We start from the raw sequence: 18,718 nt of genomic DNA, 5'->3' as shown, positions 1-18,718 counted from the left end.
CTGTGTTGTTATATAAAACTTCGATACTGTACCTAACGGATGATCCCGTTTGATTACTACACTTTTTCTTATTTCTTCACCGTACTGTTATACTGGGCAATCTTGTCTGTGATTTGTTTCGCAGCTGCATCGAGTGCTTCTTGCGGTGTACCTTGTCCGTTTAGTACGGTTTCAATCGCTCCTTCGACAAGTTGTCGAGCTTCCGGGAATACGCCCATTACAGCCCCGGATGTTGCTGTCGAATCAGCGGAAGCGTGCAATTGGTCGACTGCTGTCTGGAATTGCGGGTACTTCGCCATATTATCCTTTAATACTTGCTGATCGTAGGCTGCTGTCGTAATTGGGAAATATCCTGTCGCAACACTCCAGTTGGCTTGTACTTCAGGTGTCGCCAAGTATTTGATGAATTCCCAAGCCGCTTGCTGCTGTGCTTCCGACTTGTTGTTCATGATGTACAAGCTTGCACCACCTACAACCACGCCGCCTTCTTTGGCATCTGCCGGACGAGGCAGGAAGCCTGTTCCCAGCTCAAACTTGCCACCAGCACCTTCTACAATTTTGCGCAATCCAGCTGTTGAATCCAGTGTCATACCGATTTGCTCTGCGGTAAATGCCGCCGTTGTATCATCTGTGCTGCGACCCAGATTGGAGAGTGTCTTCTCATCAATCATCTTTTTCCACCATGTCAGCGTCTTCACACCCGCTTCGGAATTCAAGAGAGATTCCGTCGCAGCGCCATCTCTTCCGTTGCCATTGTTTACATAATCTGCATTCTGGTTTGCGAAGAACTGCTCCATGAACCAGCCGTAAATTGCCATGGATGCACCCGGCTTACCGTCTTTCGCCAGCGCTTTCGCTGCTTGTTCAAACTCTTCATATGTTTTTGGTGGATTCTCTGGATCAAGACCTGCTGCCTTAAACATATCCTTGTTGTAGTACAGAATAGGATTCGATGTGTTGAAAGGCATGGCGTTCAATTTGCCATCAATCGTGTAATAACGGATGATATTCGGCTCCAGTTGGGATAGGTCGAACTTGTCTTTGTCGATAAAATTCTGTACTGGTGTGATCATGCCCGAATCGATCATAAACTTGCTGCCGATCTCGTATACCTGGATGATGTCTGGACCGCTGTCCGATCCCATGGATGCTTTCAGCTTGTTTAGACTCTCATCGTATTTCCCTTGATAGATTGCTTTTACCTGAATATCCGGATGACTTGCATTGAAATCGGAAGCGAGCTGGTTAATGGCTTTCTCCCCTGCTCCGGACATGGAATGCCACCACGTCAGTTGAGTCGGCTCAGCAGCTGCCGCATCCGCTTGAGCTCCACTTACCGGACTGCTTGTCTCTGTTTTGCCGCCACAGGCGGATATCACCAACATGAGTGCAGCCAGCATTAATGCAAATGTCCCTCTTTTTTTCAAACGCATAATCTCTCTCCTTTTTTTGTGGCTCATTTTAAAAATCAAGTGCTTACGTCCTGCAATTTAGTCGTTACGGTTACGAATCGTTCTTTCAATCGCTGTTGTCTCCAGATTTATTTGAATTAGTTTTAGTTGTTTAAATTTTGAGACAAAGGCGAACGCTCCGCTTCTACAGAATCGATTTCGTTCCCTTCACTAATTGCAGCCGCTGAAGAACTTAATTTTAAGAGTGCGCCTTATTTATTCGCTCCTGGGTAACAAAACCCGCCAACCTGAATTCACAGCATATTTACTCAACTAGCCCTTCAGTGCGCCTGCAGCCATACCGCGAACAAGCTGTTTCAAGCCGAAAACGAGCAGCAGCAGCGAAGGCAGGATAACTAGTGCAGTTCCGGCAAACACCAGGTTCCACGCCGTGGATTCCTGGAACTCCAGCATCGAAATTCCGATCTGTACCGTTCTCATCTCTGGGGTGTTGGTTACAAGCAGTGGCCACAGATACGCGTTGTACATATTCAGGAATGAATAGATCGCCAGCGTTCCTAATGCAGGACGGGATAGCGGTAGTACATGTGATACAAAATAGCGGATATGTCCACATCCATCGATCTTTGCCGCTTCAAATAGCTCCTTCGGCAGCTGCATAAAGAACTGTCTTAACAGGAATGTGCCAAATGCCGTGGCCAGAAATGGAACGGTAAGCCCTTGATAGCTATCCAGCCATCCCCAACTGCGGATGGTCAGATAATTAGGAATCATGGTGACTTCCCACGGGATCATCATCGTTGCGACGAACATGCTGAAAATGATGTTCTTCCCTTTAAACTGCATTTTGGCAAAAGCATACGCTGCCATACTCGCTGTTATCAGCTGTCCCAGCATCGTCAGACCTGCAACCAGGAATGTATTGCCGATGAAGGAACCGATGGGTACGATATCAAACACTTCGGTAAAGTTGGATAGATCAATCGACTGCGGAATGATATGCGGCGGATAGGCACTGGCATCCTCAGGCGTCATGACGGCCATGAAAAAGGTGTACAGCACCGGATACAGCACTAGCGCAGCACAGATGGTAAGCAATATATACAATAGCGATTTCGTCCACGGTGTCCTCATTGGTAATGTACTTTCCTTTCCACCCACTTGAACTGAATCAGGGTTAGCAGCATAATGACCGCGAAGAGGATGAGTGCCTGTGCACTTCCCGTTCCGAAGCGGAAATTCACGAAGGCTTCCTGATAGATGGAATAGACGAATACATTGGTACTGTCCATTGGGCCCCCACGGGTTAATATGTTAATCTGTCCAAATGACTGAAAGGCTCCGATGATCGAAACTACTGTGACAAAAAACAGCGTTGGTGATAGCAGCGGCATGGAGATTTTGCGAAACGTAAGCAGAGGTCCTGCACCATCAATTTTTGCACTTTCATAAATCTCATCCGGGATGCCCTGCAATCCGCTGGACAAGATAATGTAATTGAATCCGAGATTCATCCAGATCGTCATGATGGAAATGGAGACTAGCGCCCAATCCGGACTGGTCAGCCAAGGGATTGGATCGATGCCCACCTTGCTAAGCAGATAATTCAACATGCCCAGAGTCGGGTGGAACAGGAACTTCCAGATGACGGCCGAAGAACCGACCGATAATACAACAGGCAGAGAGAACACAAACTGGAACAAGCGCATGCCCTTGAAACGGTTGTGAGTCAGCGCGGCCAGAATCAGGGCAACCAGTATGCCGGTTGGTACAGTGAACAGGACAAACAGCAGCGTTACTTTCATGCCCTGTAAAAACAGCCCCGACTGAAACACGGCCTTGAAATTGTCCAGTCCCACATAAGCCGCGATTTGGCCTGTTGGATCGGTGGAGTGCAAACTCAGATAAACAGACTTGAACATTGGGTAAAACAGAAACACTGCAAACAAAAGCAGCGATGGTGCCAGGAAACCATAGGCCAGCAGATTCTCCCGCATCCGCTGCACTCGCAGCGAAGCTGTCCGGCGCTCTTTGGTATCGGATACGCGCCGTCTGGCGGCGGGCAAGCTGATCCGGTTGTCAAGCTCACTCATCGGATTTTCTTCCCCCTTGGTCTATGCATTCGGTGTGTGAATGTAACTTAAGCTTCATCAACACCACGTTATCTAGTGTAAAAGTCGAATGTCACAGCAGAATTTACTCAGAATAAACTTAGCGTTAATCGTGGACAAGGGACTTTACCATATGAGCGAGCATTCAGATAGACAGGTAGGATGCTTAGAAACGAACGAAAAACCGCAGGAATCCCCATTCCGGGATATTCCTGCGGTTCGTTGTGTAAATGAAATATAAACGGGGATGCCGTGATACCACCATCCTTTTTTTACAATAATCTACAATAAGTCCATATGAACTTGTCGATTCACACAGCAATCTATCGATTAAGATGATACGGGACCGTCGTCACAATCACGTCTTTATAATTAATCAGATAGGCCCGAATCATGAAGCTGGTCTGGTTATGCAGTACATTTTGCCACCAATGCTTGGTGATGAATTGCGGAATCAAAATGGTGATATGGTCGGTCTCGGCCGTTTTCCACTCCACGGTGTCGATGAATTTCTTCAGCGGGCCCATAATGCTGCGGTATCTCGATTTGATAACAACCAGTCGCACACCCGGGTTCCATTCCTCCCACTTCTGCTCCATCTTGCGGATGGACTCATCATCGAATCCGATATACAAGGCCACCACATGATCCGACATCGTCTGTGCATAACTGATCGTGTTCATGACTACCCTCGTAACACCAGCTACCGGAATGACAATCGTGTTGCCTTTTTGCGCTGGCTTATCGAGTTTGATATCAATACGCAATTCATCTGCAATATTGCAGTAATGGCGGTGAATGCGCATAAAGACATATACAACAAGCGGCAAAAAGATAAAGATAACCCACGTTTGCGTGAACTTGGTGAAAATAAAGATCAAGGTGATCGACAGTGTGGTCAGCATACCGATCGTATTTACCAGCAGCTTCATCTGCCAGCCTGACGGCTTCACTTTGATCCAGCGAATCATCATGCCGAGCTGCGACAGGGTGAATGGGATAAACACACCCACCGCGTAGAGCGGGATGAGGCTTTCCGTATTTCCTTTGAATCCAACAACAAGCAAGGCGGACATGACACTCAGGAAAATAATGCCGTTCGAGAAGCCCAGCCGGTCTCCCCTAACCATAAACATATGAGGCATATATTTGTCCTTGGCCATCATGAAGGACAGCAGCGGGAATGCGGAGTAAGCCGTATTTGCTGCCAGGAACAAGATCAGTGCCGTTACACCCTGGATGATAAAATACATCCACCCTCTGCCGAAGGTTGCTTCGGCAATCTGTGAAATGACCGTAGCATGGGGATCCGGTTTCACTCCGTAACCGAAGGCGAGCAACGTGATCCCGATAAACATAACCCCAAGAATGCATCCCATGAGCATCAGCGTACCGGCTGCATTTTTCTCAGCAGGCTGCTTGAAGTTCGGAATCGCATTACTGACGGCCTCCACACCGGTCAGAGCGGAACAGCCGGAGCTGAATGCCTTCAGCAGCAGAAATATACTCACATGAGACAGACTTGTTCCGAATTCAGGCGCAGCTGCTTCCATGCCACCCGTCAGAAACTTAATGCCGCCCGATATAATCAGAATCGCAATCGAAAAGATAAACAGGTAGATCGGAATCGCCAATACGGAAGCCGATTCGGTAACTCCCCGCAAATTCATAATCGTCAGAAAAACAATCATTATCAGTGCAATCCCTACGCTATAATCATGAAGCACTGGAAAAGCCGATGTAATGGCATCTGTCCCTGCAGATGAACTTACAGCAACCGTTAGAATATAATCGACTAGCAGAGATCCTCCAGCGATCAGGCTGGATGTTGTCCCCAGATTATCCTTGGCTACGATATACGCACCGCCACCTGTAGGATAAGCAAATATCGTCTGACGGTAGGAAAAAATTAAAATGACGAGTAATCCGAGCACGGCGATGGAAATGGGCACAGAATACCACAAGGCGGCAAATCCGGCCGCTACGAGCACCAGCAAAATCTGTTCCGTTCCATAGGCTACAGAGGATAGCGCATCGGAGGACAGGATGGCGAGTGCCTTCCATTTCCCCAACTTTTCTGCATCCAGTTCAGCCGATTTCATCGGTCTGCCGATTAAGATTCTCTTCATTTTGCCAAGCATCATCATTACTTCCTTCCATCTCTCATCTGTGAAGCATTGTTATTATGCAAAATCCAAAGCTCCCTGACAATACGTCATTTCACCCGAAAACCGCCAGCGTGTGATAATGCATCCTACGATTCAATAATAGATAACAAAGCGGTTCTTTATCAGTGTTTTGAACTTTTTTGAACCAAAATGACGTTTGTTCGCCGAAAAATAAGAAATGGCCCTTGGTTCATGGAACCAAAGGCCATTCATTTTTGCAGTCTACTTTGAACCGTAAAGGCTCAGCAGCGAATCTTGGGCATTAACCTCTCCATCTGCTTTAAGCGGCAGCACTTGCTGGTAATTAGCAGAGTTCGTCACAATAATCGGTGTTACCGTAGCATATCCGGCAGCCTTGATCTGGGTAATGTCGAACTCTAGCAGCAGATCTCCAGCCTTCACCCGATCGCCTTCCTTGATATGCGAGACAAAATGCTGCCCATCCAATTTCACGGTGTCCACACCAACATGAACTAATATTTCCGCACCACTGTCGGATACGACAGCCAGTGCGTGTTTTTTCTTGAAGGCCACAGTAACCGTACCATCAAACGGAGCAACCACTCTTCCTACGCTTGGCTCAATGGCAATGCCTTGACCCATAGCACCGGACGAAAAGGCCGGGTCTGGAACTTCCGTCAGATCAACAATTTTGCCTTGGATCGGGCTAAGCACCAGTTGGTCTGCTGCCTGCGTCGAGGGTACCAATTGAACGGTTTTCTCGACTGTACCGCCCTTGTTCTCTTCTTCACTCACCGGATCTTCGAAGCCCATAATATACGTTAATACTGCCGACACGATAAAGGAAACGACAATTCCGATAATTAATCCTGGGAAACCTTGACCGCCTGGGCCGTAGAAGATCGGCAGGGTCAGCAACCCCGGCGCACCAGATGCGAAAGCCTGGGTCCCCGCTTGGCCGATAATCGCGCCTCCGATCGCACCTCCGATAAGACCTGCGATAAATGGGCGTTTCAGCGGAAGCGTAACCCCATAGATCGCCGGTTCAGTGATCCCGAACAAAGCGGTCAGCGTGGAGGACCCTGCAAGGGTTCTCAGCTTTTTGTTCTTCGTTCTAAGCATGACTCCAAATGCAGCTCCTGTCTGAGCGAATACCGAAGCTGTTGCGGCAGGCTTAATGCCATCACGGCCATGAACCGCGACGTTGTTGATGAAGATTGGCACCAGGCCCCAGTGCACCCCGAAAATGACGAACAATTGCCAGCCCGCACCCATAACGGCTCCCGCAAGCAAAGGACTGAAGCCAAATGCGGCAACCAGAGCTGATGCAATGGCATTACCTACATATACACCGAATGGTCCAAATGCAATTAGCGTCAGCGGAACCATGATGACTAAGAGCAACAGCGGCGTAATGAAGTTTTTGACACTCTGATGGATAACTTTACTGAACCATTTCTCCAACAAACTCATCACGATAACCGATATGATGATGGGAATAACCGTCGATGAATAACTCATCATAATTACCGGAATGCCAAAGAAATCGGTTTGTGTACCTTCATTTTTCAACGTAATAATGGTCGGATATATTAATGCGCCCGCAATGGTCAGCGCAACGAAAACATTCCCCTGAAATTTCCGCGCGGTTGTAACCGCTAACAGCATCGGCAGGAAGTAAAACAGACTATCTGCAGCAGCATAAAGGATAATATAGGTTGTGTCCGTTGTTTCAAGCCAGCCTGCATTGCTGGCGATCAGCAGAAGTCCCTTCAAAATACCGGCTCCAGCCATGACACCCAAAAGTGGAGCAAAGATGCTTGAAATCACGTCGATAATGCCGCCAAGACCTTTGACGGATTTACCCGATTTTTCCTTGGGTGAGGAATCATCCAAAATGTTGCTCACTTTTCCGATAGCACTGTATACCTCGGGTACCGTATTGCCAACGACAACCTGGAACTGTCCACCGTTCTCCTTTACGGCAATGATACCATCCAATTTTTCCAACTTGCTCTTGTCGGCTTTAGCGTCGTCTTTTAATACAAACCGCAAGCGTGTTGCGCAATGCACCAGAGAAACGACATTTTTCTCCCCACCGACCAGCTGAACGATATCTTTGGCCAGCTTTTCATGACTCATATTCTGCACCCCCATGTTTTTTGAAGACAGGTCTTTGATTTTTTGCACGCAAAAAACCTAAGCCTTGAAGAAAGGTGCTCAAACGACGCATCCTTTTCATGGCTTAGGTTTTGCCTGCATAACCAGTAACAATCCCAGTTAAATCATATGTTCTTCCTGTTAATCACATAATATAATTATAAAACCATTTCTGTCAACATTTATTTATTAACGATTAACCACTCTTTCAATATGCACCGTCAGATACAGTTTTTCCTCGTTTGTCAGGTCGTGATCGTATTCCTTTTTGACAAACATTTGGATTTTTTCCGTGCAGGCTGCTGCTTCTTGATGTTTCTCTTTAACCATGTTGTAGATATGGTCATAGTTGTTGTTATAGTGCGTTCCATTTAATACCCGCTGCGAGAAGAACTTCAGATGGGTGATGAACCGAAAATAGCTAAGGGATTCCTCGTCAAATTCCATCTTGAAATGATATTTCGCAATGTTGATGATTTGCTGAATGAATTTGGTCATGTTCATCGTGGTCACAACTTCTTCATTCATTTCTGCATTCACGATATGCAGCGCGATGAAGGCAGCCTCATCTTCGGGAAGCTCGTATCCAAGCCTGGATTTGATCTGTTCCAGCGTGTTCAATCCTAGAATAAATTCAGACTTATAGAGCTGCTTGATCTCCCATAGCATCACATTTTTGATATCGACACCTTCGCGATATCGTTCGATGGCAAAATGAATATGATCCGTCAAGGACACGTAAATATTTTCATTCAGGCTTCTCCCCATGTTATCCTTAGCATGAGTGATGACCTCTTCGACAATTTCGATCAATTCGATCGGAACTTCACGCAGCAGCATTTTGAAATTATCAGAAGTCTGCTTATTCTTAAGGGCAAATACCTTCTGGATACGGGTCTCGTCTACTTTATCTCCCGGTTTCTTCTTGAAGGCAATTCCTCGTCCCATCACGACAAGCTCAGCCCCGTCTGTCTGATATGTGCTGATTACATTGTTGTTAATGACCTTGGCTATTTTCACTTCCATCCCCCATTCACGATCCACTCGTAACTACAACCTATCGCGTTTTGGAGATGCAAAAAAAACCTGAAGCATCACAAAATGGAAAAACGTCCTGAAACGTTATTCTCGGAAGACGGACAGCTTTTTGCCTAAGGCAATTAACGCCCTTGAGAGCGTAATTAACCGGTACGAACGACAAATAGACCGACGCCTAGTTTTGCATGCTTAGGTTTTGCCTACATTATATGTAGTAACAATCCCAAAACGATATAATTGCGTAAAGTATATCGCGAACTTACAGATATGTCAACGCTTTCACAGGAACCCTGTTTACTCAGAAGATCCACCAGCCGAGGTGAACCTTCCGAATGAACAAGCTATTGTCCTACGCCTCCAAATCCGTACCTCCGGATGCAATTACTTTCTTATACCAATGAAAACTTTTTTTCTTGATTCTCTTCAAATCACCATGACCTGTGTTGTCGCGATCTACGTAGATATAACCGTAACGCTTCTTCATCTCGCCGGACGATGCGCTCACGATATCGATTGGTCCCCAGCTAGTGTAACCGATAATTTCAACGCCATCCTGCAGCGCTTCACCCATCTCGGCAACATGCCGCTTCAGGTAATCAATGCGATAGTCATCGTGAATTTCTCCGTTTGGCGTAACTTCGTCGTTGGCCCCAAGACCATTTTCGACCACGAAGAGTGGTTTTTGATAGCGATCATGCAGTTGATTGGCCGTTATGCGGAATCCCTTCGGATCGATAGTCCATCCCCAATCGGATTTCTCCAAATAAGGATTGGCGACTGATCCGAATACATTACCGCTGGTCATGTTTTTGACCACTTCCGGATCAGTACTTGTTGTTCGGCTGGAATAATAGCTAAATCCGATATAATCTACGGTATGATCTCTCAGAATGTCAGCATCCCCCGGTTCCATCACGATGTTCAGACCATGATCCTTAAAGAAGCGTTTCGCATAGCCGGGATATGCCCCCCGCGACTGCACGTCGATGAAGAAGTAAGACTCCCGGTCCTTCTCCATACCCTGGAACACATCGTCTGGATTGCAGGTATACGGATAGAAGCTGCCCGCTGCAAGCATGCAGCCAATCATGGCCCCCGGAATAATTTCATGGCAGGCCTTTACTGCTAATGCGCTTGCGACCAGCTGATGATGAGCTGCTTGATACTGAATTTCTTTTACATGATCCCCTTCCTTGAAAGCCAAGCCGGCACCCAGAAACGGTAAATGCAACAGCATGTTGATTTCGTTGAATGTCATCCAGTATTTAACCTTATCCTTGTAACGCGTAAATACGGTTTTGGCATAGGTTTCGAACAAATTCACCAGCTTGCGGTTTCTCCAGCTCCCATACTTCTCAATCAGGTTGACTGGTACATCGAAGTGGGCAAGTGTTACAACCGGTTCAATCCCGTGCTTAAGCATTTCATCAAAAAGATTATCGTAAAACCGCAACCCAGCTTCGTTTGCCACCGACTCTTCCCCACTCGGAAAAATGCGTGCCCATGCAATGGAAACTCGGAGTGCCTTGAATCCCATTTCAGCAAATAGCGCGATATCCTCCGGATAACGGTGGTAAAAATCAATTGCTTCATGTGAAGGATAAAATTCTCCGTCCTGTGGCTTAAATCCCGGTACGTTCCCCTTCATGATGCTTCTGCGATTCTCTCCGGAAGGCAGGAGGTCCACGATGCTCAGCCCTTTGCCGTCCTCCAGGTAAGCCCCTTCAGCCTGATTGGCGGCAATGGCACCACCCCACAAAAAGTTTTCAGGAAATTTGAAATTGCTCATACCGAACTCTCCTTTCAGCTCCATTAAGTAATGTACAACCACGTCTTCGATCCAGGGCAACAAAAAAACCCGAACCAGCCTGTCTACACACGTAGCGTAAACAAGCCAGCTCAGGTTATGCCCATATCGGTAACATTCCCAGAATGCATTATGCGGTTTTATAGAACTTTACCAAGATTTAGGACGGTTGTCAATTGCATTAATTTAGATGTCCTCCTAATACTTTTCTCACCAATAGAAGCTTCTTAGGTGTTTCTTGAGAGCCGTCCTTTTCACGGGAATTGCAATCTCTACTGGTCTATCCGCTAAATTTTGGATTCAGTATACCTGCACGCGGGGTAACCCCGAACGCCTTGGCCAACGTGATCAGCTGTTCGTCCGTAATTCGCTGGCGAATCTCGTGACCCGCAACCAACATGTAGACTTGAGCTGCTTTCTCAATCGTCTCAATGAGACCGAAGGCCTCATCGATGGTTGTTCCTGTCCCGAAGATCCCGTGCTGCGGCCAGATGACCGCATGAACTTCCTTCATTTTCTCCGCCGTCTCACGGCCGATCTCATTCGATCCAGGTACCATCCACGGGATGATGCCAACGCCGTCCGGGAAAACGACCACACATTCCGTACACATCTGCCATAGGGTTTTCGTGAATTTCACTTCATCCAGTTCATGGATAAACGTCATCGCCAGCACGTTAGTGGCATGGTTATGCATGACCACCCGGTGGTTCGGGTCCACTTTCAAACGTTCAATATGGCTCATAAAATGCGTAGGCAGCTCACTCGTTGGATTCGCCCCGTTCTTCAATCCCCAGAGCACTTCCAGTTCTTCTCCATCATTCGAAACGCGCAGCAAGCCCAGATTGCTCTCCGGATCCGCAAGTACATTTTTGAAATATTTGCCCGAAGCGGTTACAATTACATATTTGCCTGCCAGTTCATGTACCGAAAACGCGGGTTTAATCCGCCTTATAACCTGATGGACATCAATGTATCTTGCCACTTCTTCTTCTTCCAGCAGATAACTGACATTCCCTCCGTTGCGCTCATCCCAACCATTTTTCCACATATGCTGCGTAATTTCCGCCATCTCACGGATAAAGGGGATATTCCATCCCGCTGCTTGCGTCGCTTCGTTTCTAAGGGTCACGTTCATGATCATTCTCTCCTTATTTGGAAAATGTCGATACGATTCACGTACATAGTAAGTTCCTTTTTTCACATTCATTATACCTTTGTTTATCTTTACTAGTCAATAAAAAACCACATTTAATCTTTATTTATTTTTGTTTATATTTGATTTCGTATATTTTAAAAACACAACAAAAAAATACCCTGCCGGATTCCGGCAGGGCTAGTCACACATCTATCTAACACGAGAAGGGGTTTACAAGAAATATCTTACCCCCTCTACCTTAATAGAAGCTGAAAATCGCATAAAAAAACAATGAAAAACGGCACGACGCCGTCTAGGTACAACTACTGCATGTCTGATTCCGACAAAAAGTAAGACGGATGCATCTTGCCTGTCGGCTCGTAGAATTCATCCTTCTTATAAGTAAACCCCAGCTTCTGCAGCAGCCGTTTGGATACACCATTCTCTGGATGATGTCCTGCGAAGAGTGCACGAACACCCAATTGCTCAAATGCATAACGGATAACGGCCTTCCCCGCTTCGAGTGCATACCCTTTCCCCCAGTGATCTCTGGTCAGGTGGACACCGAATTCATAGATTTTCTCCTCTGGTGCATATGGACGTAATCCGCAGCACCCGACGAACACACCTGTTTCCTTATCAAAAAGTGGCCAGTACTGCACCTCCATCTCCCGCTGCCGTTCCATTTCCTGCGCAAGTCTGGCTTCAATCTCATCCTCGCTCATAAAACCCTTGCTGCTAATCCACTTCGTCACCTCGGGATCCCCCCAGAGTGCAGAAGCCAAGGGTCGGTCCTCCTCGCTCCAGGTGGAGAATACAAGACGTTCCGTTTCCAGAAATGTTGCTCTGCTTTTCATGCCTATTTTATAGGTTTGATCCATATTCCTACCCCTCCTGCTTCTATGCATGCTTCTACGAATGACTCTACTATAAATTACTCGTATAGCTTCCCTCATAAACAGAAGGATGTAATATTAGAAATAGCAGGCTGTGACTCTATTCATACATCTATCTAGCATTATTCCACCATAAATAAGAAAAGCCCCTGTCGACATCATGTCCGACAAGGGCTTATCAAAGCATGCTGCGTTCATTAGAAATCAGATGTTGCGATTTGGATCGTACCGGTCGAAGCACCTGCAACCGTAGTTAACAAGGCAGCAACGAGCAGCAAATGAACCGACAACGTGAGGCTGTTACCAGCAGGAATCGTATACGTGATCACGGGTGCATTGACACGAGTTACAACCAGGTCTACCGGAGCAGGCCCAAAGTTGTTGACCGTGATGCTGGCATTAGTACCTCCAGCCAGATTTTCGTAATACGATTTCCCTACGCCAGCAGCCAAGTTGTAAAACTGTTGTGGTAAAAGGATGGCCATTGAAATCACCTCCTTTTGCTTTGATACGGTATTCTATGTTTGAAATCTAGCATTGTAACGGTAAATTGACCGTGGAACTACGTCCATTTTGATAGAATTCACTGTTTATATAGGCCACTAACACAAAAAAAGGCCCCAAAGGGATCGACACAGGATGTGTCTGCCTTCAGGGCCTTATAATTATGCGTATAACATGAAAAAGTTTAGCTCATGTCCTTGTTGCTTAAGATAGTTGTACAACTGGGAACGATGATGGAACACATGGGTTACCGTCTCAATTTGCCATTTCACCTGTACATGTCCATGTTCCATATAAAAGGCGGTAGTAGATCGATTCAACAGGTCCTCTTCACTCAGTGATACGATGTACGCTTTGTACGTTTCAAAATTGCGCCATAGGACTGCTTCCAACTGTTCAATATTCTCGATACCAGATAGACTATTCTCTATCGTTCCAACTTCCGCTTCACTTTTCTCCTGCATGATAGCAAGGTCAGATGCTGTAATCTGGATCCAGTGGTGAACCAGTTCCACCAATGAACGCATATTTTCCTGAGGGCGATAAGCCCAGTCTTCCGGACGAATCAGGCGAATCAGAGAAGCTCCGGTCCTTACACCTGTCTCCAACTCATCCAACAAATGATCCCGAATTTGCATTGTTCCATTCATAGATTAAGTCCCCTTTATTTTAAATTCTCACATGTCGAGTATATACTAAAGCTCGTCTGACCTATTGTACAATTCGGACAACATCCGGCGATGCTCGCTCGCAGCGGTCAGCGGGGTTTCTCCATATAGCTTGCGAAATTGCCGAATCAGATGGGCCTGATCGAAGAATCCATGATTTTGAGCCAGTGCCGACCAGTCCATACGGTCCCCTTGATGGATATCTCTCAAAACACAGTGAAACCGAACGACCTCGCTAAACCGTTTGGGGCTGATCCCCACCCATTCACCGAACTTGCGATGCAGCTGCCGCTCACTGACAACCTCACAGCTGGCTAGTTCTTTCACACTCATCTGCCCACCATGAACAAAGATCCGGTGCATGGCATTCTTCATCAAATCTTTCTCATATGTACTTCCATCCCCAGATAATAGGCACAAATACGTCTCCATGACTTGTACCCTCTCTTCAAAATACTTGGTCCCAGCCATTCGCTCACGAAGCTCGTCGATGTTAGCTGGCCAGCATTCCTCCAAGGGAACGCGCCTGTCCGTGAAGGATTCGAGCGGCAAACCATGAAAGTGACGTGCCCCACCAGGGAAAAATCGAACACCAAAGGTATAGTCTGCAGGCGGGTTGACCTCTACACTCACTGGAATGGCAAACGGCTCTGTATAATTGCCACAGTAGGCAAAAGAATGCTGCTGAAGAACAGCATCATATGTTATCAGGATATCCGTACAACCATCAGGTAATACTCTGCCGGGCACACTCTCTAAAGGATTATAACCAGCATAAGAAATCGTCCCCGATTCCCAGAAGCAAGCGATATAGGCTGTCATCGGGTGAGACGGTGGTTGTTCAATGTAATAGGTGTGTAAATCGGTCCCATTCATCTGGATCGGCCTGAACAACGGGTGCAGCCTGGCGTCCACCGAAAAATCCCTCCTAAACGTCACGATAACTATTTCAATCACTCTACTATTTTCTCTATCATATCATCTCAAGGGATAATTCAGGAAAAAAATTGCCCTACCGGAGGACAATCCGATAGGGCCAGTCACACATCTATTTAACACGAGAAGGGGCTTACAAGATTAATATTACCTTCACTACCTTAAATGAATCTGAAATTGAGATAAAAGGTAGTTCAAATTTTAAATTACCTGCAAGCAGTCTCCCATCCTTATTGTGCTTTTATCATAGAACGAAACAAAAAGACCCCAAAAGAAGTCACTTGTTCAAGTGTACATCTCTCGGGGTCTTCTTCTACTCATGGATATGAGTTGCTAGATGTATTACAAGGTTGTTAAACCTTTATTACATCATGCCGCCCATTCCACCCATGCCGCCCATATCAGGAGCGCCAGCAGCGCCTGCAGGTTCTGGCTTGTCAGCGATAACCGCTTCAGTAGTCAAGAACATTGCTGCTACGGAAGCAGCGTTTTGCAGAGCAGAACGAGTTACTTTCGCAGGGTCAACGATACCCGCTTCGATCATGTTAACCCACTCGCCAGTAGCTGCGTTGTAACCTACGCCTACTTGCTCTTTTTTCAGACGTTCCACGATGACGGAACCTTCTTCGCCAGCGTTAGCTGCGATTGTGCGGATTGGTGATTCCAGTGCTTTCAGCACGATGTTCACACCTGTTTGCTCGTCACCGGACAGAGCTACACCAGCAACCGCTTGATATACGTTCAGGAGCGCAGTACCACCACCGGATACGATACCTTCTTCAACCGCAGCGCGAGTTGCGTTCAGGGCATCTTCGATGCGCAGTTTGCGTTCTTTCAATTCAGTTTCAGTAGCCGCACCGACTTTGATTACTGCTACGCCACCGGACAATTTAGCCAGACGCTCTTGCAGTTTCTCTTTGTCGAACTCGGAAGTTGTTTCTTCCAGTTGTGTACGGATTTGGCTAACACGAGCATCGATATCGGATTTGTTACCAGCACCGTCAACGATGATTGTGTTTTCTTTAGTTACACGGATTTGGCGAGCTGTACCCAGTTGTTCCACAACAGCGGATTTCAGGTCCAGACCCAGTTCTTCCGTGATCACTTGGCCACCAGTGAGGGCAGCGATATCTTGCAGCATTGCTTTACGACGGTCACCAAAGCCAGGAGCTTTAACCGCTACAGCGTTGAATGTACCACGCAGTTTGTTCACAACCAGCATCGCGAGTGCTTCGCCTTCGATATCTTCAGCGATCAACACGAGTGGTTTGCCTTGTTGTACGATTTTCTCAAGCAATGGCAGGATGTCCTGTGTGCTGGAGATTTTTTTGTCCGTGATCAGGATGTACGGGTTGTCCAGAACAGCTTCCATTTTATCCGTATCTGTGATCATGTATGGAGAGATGTAACCGCGGTCGAATTGCATACCTTCAACCACTTCCAGCTCCGTTGCGAATCCACGGGATTCTTCAACTGTGATTACGCCGTCTTTGCCCACTTTTTCCATAGCTTCAGCGATCAGTTCGCCTACTTCTTCGTCAGCTGCAGAGATTGCAGCAACTTGTGCGATGGATTGTTTGCCTTCTACCGGTTTGGAGATGGATTGAAGTTCAGCAACCGCAGCTTTAACCGCTTTGTCGATCCCTTTGCGGATACCGATTGGGCTAGCGCCTGCAGTTACGTTTTTCAGACCTTCTGTGATCAGTGCTTGAGCAAGTACAGTCGCTGTTGTAGTACCGTCACCGGCAACATCGTTTGTTTTGGTTGCTACTTCTTTAACCAGTTGTGCACCCATGTTCTCGAATGCATCTTCCAGTTCGATTTCTTTAGCGATGGTTACACCGTCATTCGTGATGAGCGGGCTTCCGAATTTTTTCTCCAAAACCACGTTACGGCCTTTAGGACCGAGCGTTACTTTTACTGCGTTAGCCAATGCATCCACACCGCGAAGCATGGAGCGACGAGCGTCTTCACTAAATTTAATGTCTTTAGCCATGGTAAGAAAACCTCCCTAGTATATTGTAAAATGATATTGCTATATGGTTCGGTTAACCGATTAAATTTGAATTAGTCGAGAATCGCGTGGATATCGCTCTCTTTCATAATCAAATATTCTTTACCTTCGAATTTGATTTCTGTTCCGGCATATTTGGAGAAGATTACGCGATCTCCTTCTTTCACTTCCAGAGCTACACGTACGCCGTCTTTCAGTGCGCCCGCTCCAACGGCAATAATTTTGCCCTCTTGCGGTTTTTCTTTAGCAGAGTCCGGAAGTACGATCCCGAAAGAAGTTGTTTGCTCTTGCTCCAGTGGTTCTACCAATACGCGTTCACCTAAAGGTCTGATCATGAAAAATAGCCTCCTTTTGAAATTATATAACGTTGCATTGTAGGTTGTAGCCATATGTATTAGCACTCGACAGTGTTCAGTGCTAACAACCAACTTTATGATACTCAACTTGAAGCATGATTTCAAGTCCTTTTGAAGAATTCATGCGAGAATTTACGCTGCATTAACATCAAGACACCAAAATGGCGTGTTCAGCCCTACACCTCTTATTGCGTAACCCTGTTACCGAGTCACCAATCAGCTCCAAACGAATCACTAAACAGCCCTTCACCATTGTATCCATTGCTGGGCAAAATATGCCTGCCTGTCCCAGAACGAAGATCTCTGCGTAATCCAGCATACCGAACAAAGTCTAATTGAAAGCGACCAGAACAAGAGCACAGGAAGGTTCCTCTAACCTGCGCTCTGCTCATTGTTGGTACGTACATATCTGGCCTCTGCCGCTTCATCGGCAGCAAGCTGCTTGCGGTATACGATGGCAGACAGAAACACACTGATCTCATATAACAGGAGTAACGGAATCATAACAAGCAGATCGGATATAAAATCCGGCGGCGTCACAACAACTGCGATGAAGATCAGGACAAAATAAGCCACCCGCCGCATCTTTCGCAGACGGATTGGATTCAATATCCGAAGCCCTGTCAAAAACATGATGAGCAGCGGAAGCTCGAATAACAGCGATACCGGCAGCACAATTCCAAACAGGAAACTGAAATACTGTTTCATTCCATAGGTCTCCACAAGCCCCATCTTCTCCGTAATCGTGGAAGTGAAAGCAAGTGCCATCGGAAATACAACATAGTACGCAAAGGCCAGTCCAACCAGAAATAACAGAAATACATAAGGTACATACTTCAGTGTCGCTTTCCGTTCACGGGGCCTTAAGCCTGGACTTACAAACTTCCAGATCTGAAATACCGTAAAGGGCAGCGTAATAATCAATGAAAACAGACCGGCAATCTTCATATAGATCCCTATTCCATCCCAGAAGGAGAAGGCATGCAGCACAAACCCCTGAGCCGATTCCGCCTTCGTCAAATAGCGGTACACCGGATCTGCTACGAAGAATCCTGCCACCAGGCCCAGCACAAAAACGCTTAACACATAGATCAGCCGCTTGCGCAGCTCACTCAAATGTTCCGTAATGGTCATTTCTTCATTCTGCTGCGTCATTCCTGCCCTCCATTATTGCCAGCTTAAAATACAAAACCCTTCCGGCAGGAAGGGATTTCTCATTCATTGCCGTCAGGTCACTCCGGCAGACGCTTGTCTACAGGCTTGGGAGCGGACTCAGGCTCACTATCCACTGCCAGCGGCTTGGATTTCTCCTGCTCTTTGCGATTGGACGAATCATCCTCAGAGATGATTTCACGTGCGCCCTCTTTGAATTCACGGAAAGTACGTCCAACAGCACGTCCCAGTTCCGGGAGCTTGTTAGGTCCAAACAACAATAAAGCGATCACGGCCAGCAAAATAAAACCTGTTGGTCCAATGGAACTTAACATTGATATTCCTCCTCGTCTCAAGCTTCGAAGATGCGTACACTTGGCCCTAACTTATAGATGCC

At 46.7% G+C, this 18,718-nt stretch carries 16 protein-coding genes; all 16 read right to left on the bottom strand.

All coding sequences use genetic code 11. The annotated features are described in order from the left end of the window. Positions 1 to 68 precede the first annotated feature (68 nt). The gene (locus CHI14_RS13990; RefSeq protein ID WP_095289039.1) at positions 69 to 1,433 is read right to left on the bottom strand and encodes an ABC transporter substrate-binding protein; all 1,365 of its coding nucleotides are present in this window, start codon (positions 1,431 to 1,433) and stop codon (positions 69 to 71) included. Positions 1,434 to 1,724: 291 nt separating this feature from the next. Beyond that, positions 1,725 to 2,546 carry a carbohydrate ABC transporter permease gene (locus CHI14_RS13985; RefSeq protein ID WP_095289037.1) on the bottom strand — a complete coding sequence of 274 codons (822 nt, stop codon included), beginning with the start codon at positions 2,544 to 2,546 and terminating at the stop codon, positions 1,725 to 1,727. After that, positions 2,543 to 3,505, bottom strand: a complete 963-nt coding sequence (locus CHI14_RS13980) for a carbohydrate ABC transporter permease (RefSeq protein WP_095289036.1) — start codon at positions 3,503 to 3,505, stop codon at positions 2,543 to 2,545. Before CHI14_RS13980 ends, CHI14_RS13985 begins: the two co-directional genes overlap by 4 nt. Positions 3,506 to 3,846: 341 nt before the next feature. Continuing rightward, the gene (locus CHI14_RS13975; protein WP_095289035.1) at positions 3,847 to 5,664 is read right to left on the bottom strand and encodes an APC family permease; all 1,818 of its coding nucleotides are present in this window, start codon (positions 5,662 to 5,664) and stop codon (positions 3,847 to 3,849) included. A 249-nt stretch (positions 5,665 to 5,913) separates the two neighbouring features. Next, positions 5,914 to 7,794 carry a beta-glucoside-specific PTS transporter subunit IIABC gene (locus CHI14_RS13970; RefSeq protein ID WP_095289033.1) on the bottom strand — a complete coding sequence of 627 codons (1,881 nt, stop codon included), beginning with the start codon at positions 7,792 to 7,794 and terminating at the stop codon, positions 5,914 to 5,916. A gap of 207 nt (positions 7,795 to 8,001) precedes the next feature. Beyond that, positions 8,002 to 8,832, bottom strand: coding sequence for a BglG family transcription antiterminator LicT (licT, locus tag CHI14_RS13965; RefSeq protein WP_095289138.1), 831 nt, complete (start codon positions 8,830 to 8,832; stop codon positions 8,002 to 8,004). 367 nt (positions 8,833 to 9,199) lie between these two features. Beyond that, on the bottom strand, positions 9,200 to 10,639 hold the full coding sequence (locus CHI14_RS13960; protein WP_095289031.1) for a 6-phospho-beta-glucosidase: 1,440 nt from the start codon (positions 10,637 to 10,639) through the stop codon (positions 9,200 to 9,202). Positions 10,640 to 10,937: 298 nt separating this feature from the next. Next, complete coding sequence (gene rhaD / locus CHI14_RS13955) at positions 10,938 to 11,795, bottom strand: rhamnulose-1-phosphate aldolase (protein WP_095289030.1); 858 nt, start codon at positions 11,793 to 11,795, stop codon at positions 10,938 to 10,940. A gap of 323 nt (positions 11,796 to 12,118) precedes the next feature. Then, the gene (locus CHI14_RS13950) at positions 12,119 to 12,676 is read right to left on the bottom strand and encodes a GNAT family N-acetyltransferase (protein WP_249281103.1); all 558 of its coding nucleotides are present in this window, start codon (positions 12,674 to 12,676) and stop codon (positions 12,119 to 12,121) included. A gap of 212 nt (positions 12,677 to 12,888) precedes the next feature. Beyond that, a complete protein-coding gene (locus CHI14_RS13945) occupies positions 12,889 to 13,176 on the bottom strand; it encodes a hypothetical protein (RefSeq protein WP_095289029.1) in 288 nt (95 codons plus the stop codon). 180 nt (positions 13,177 to 13,356) lie between these two features. Continuing rightward, on the bottom strand, positions 13,357 to 13,845 hold the full coding sequence (locus CHI14_RS13940) for a DinB family protein (protein WP_095289028.1): 489 nt from the start codon (positions 13,843 to 13,845) through the stop codon (positions 13,357 to 13,359). A 45-nt stretch (positions 13,846 to 13,890) separates the two neighbouring features. Beyond that, a complete protein-coding gene (locus CHI14_RS13935) occupies positions 13,891 to 14,778 on the bottom strand; it encodes a helix-turn-helix domain-containing protein (protein ID WP_095289027.1) in 888 nt (295 codons plus the stop codon). Between the two features lie 385 nt (positions 14,779 to 15,163). After that, on the bottom strand, positions 15,164 to 16,795 hold the full coding sequence (gene groL, locus CHI14_RS13930; RefSeq protein ID WP_095289026.1) for a chaperonin GroEL: 1,632 nt from the start codon (positions 16,793 to 16,795) through the stop codon (positions 15,164 to 15,166). Between the two features lie 71 nt (positions 16,796 to 16,866). After that, a complete protein-coding gene (gene groES, locus CHI14_RS13925; protein WP_090918205.1) occupies positions 16,867 to 17,148 on the bottom strand; it encodes a co-chaperone GroES in 282 nt (93 codons plus the stop codon). A gap of 393 nt (positions 17,149 to 17,541) precedes the next feature. Beyond that, entirely contained in the window at positions 17,542 to 18,324 is a 783-nt protein-coding gene (gene tatC / locus CHI14_RS13920) for a twin-arginine translocase subunit TatC (protein ID WP_095289025.1), read from the bottom strand. A 77-nt stretch (positions 18,325 to 18,401) separates the two neighbouring features. Beyond that, the gene (tatA, locus tag CHI14_RS13915; RefSeq protein ID WP_095289024.1) at positions 18,402 to 18,656 is read right to left on the bottom strand and encodes a twin-arginine translocase TatA/TatE family subunit; all 255 of its coding nucleotides are present in this window, start codon (positions 18,654 to 18,656) and stop codon (positions 18,402 to 18,404) included. Positions 18,657 to 18,718: the final 62 nt, after the last annotated feature.

Source organism: Paenibacillus sp. 7516 (assembly GCF_002272715.1).
GTDB lineage: Bacteria > Bacillota > Bacilli > Paenibacillales > Paenibacillaceae > Paenibacillus > Paenibacillus illinoisensis_A.
This window is presented reverse-complemented; position numbering and strand designations above follow the sequence as displayed.

What these genes read in the sequence shown, in the direction of transcription:
- CHI14_RS13940 (WP_095289028.1), bottom strand. Translation starts at nt 13,845, where the DNA reads ATGAATGGAACAATGCAAATTCGGGATCATTTGTTGGATGAGTTGGAG.
- CHI14_RS13975 (WP_095289035.1), bottom strand. Translation starts at nt 5,664, where the DNA reads ATGCTTGGCAAAATGAAGAGAATCTTAATCGGCAGACCGATGAAATCG.
- CHI14_RS13950 (WP_249281103.1), bottom strand. Translation starts at nt 12,676, where the DNA reads ATGGATCAAACCTATAAAATAGGCATGAAAAGCAGAGCAACATTTCTG.
- tatA (WP_095289024.1), bottom strand. Translation starts at nt 18,656, where the DNA reads ATGTTAAGTTCCATTGGACCAACAGGTTTTATTTTGCTGGCCGTGATC.
- CHI14_RS13960 (WP_095289031.1), bottom strand. Translation starts at nt 10,639, where the DNA reads ATGAGCAATTTCAAATTTCCTGAAAACTTTTTGTGGGGTGGTGCCATT.
- CHI14_RS13945 (WP_095289029.1), bottom strand. Translation starts at nt 13,176, where the DNA reads ATGGCCATCCTTTTACCACAACAGTTTTACAACTTGGCTGCTGGCGTA.
- groES (WP_090918205.1), bottom strand. Translation starts at nt 17,148, where the DNA reads ATGATCAGACCTTTAGGTGAACGCGTATTGGTAGAACCACTGGAGCAA.
- CHI14_RS13985 (WP_095289037.1), bottom strand. Translation starts at nt 2,546, where the DNA reads ATGAGGACACCGTGGACGAAATCGCTATTGTATATATTGCTTACCATC.
- groL (WP_095289026.1), bottom strand. Translation starts at nt 16,795, where the DNA reads ATGGCTAAAGACATTAAATTTAGTGAAGACGCTCGTCGCTCCATGCTT.
- tatC (WP_095289025.1), bottom strand. Translation starts at nt 18,324, where the DNA reads ATGACGCAGCAGAATGAAGAAATGACCATTACGGAACATTTGAGTGAG.
- CHI14_RS13970 (WP_095289033.1), bottom strand. Translation starts at nt 7,794, where the DNA reads ATGAGTCATGAAAAGCTGGCCAAAGATATCGTTCAGCTGGTCGGTGGG.
- rhaD (WP_095289030.1), bottom strand. Translation starts at nt 11,795, where the DNA reads ATGAACGTGACCCTTAGAAACGAAGCGACGCAAGCAGCGGGATGGAAT.
- CHI14_RS13980 (WP_095289036.1), bottom strand. Translation starts at nt 3,505, where the DNA reads ATGAGTGAGCTTGACAACCGGATCAGCTTGCCCGCCGCCAGACGGCGC.
- CHI14_RS13990 (WP_095289039.1), bottom strand. Translation starts at nt 1,433, where the DNA reads ATGCGTTTGAAAAAAAGAGGGACATTTGCATTAATGCTGGCTGCACTC.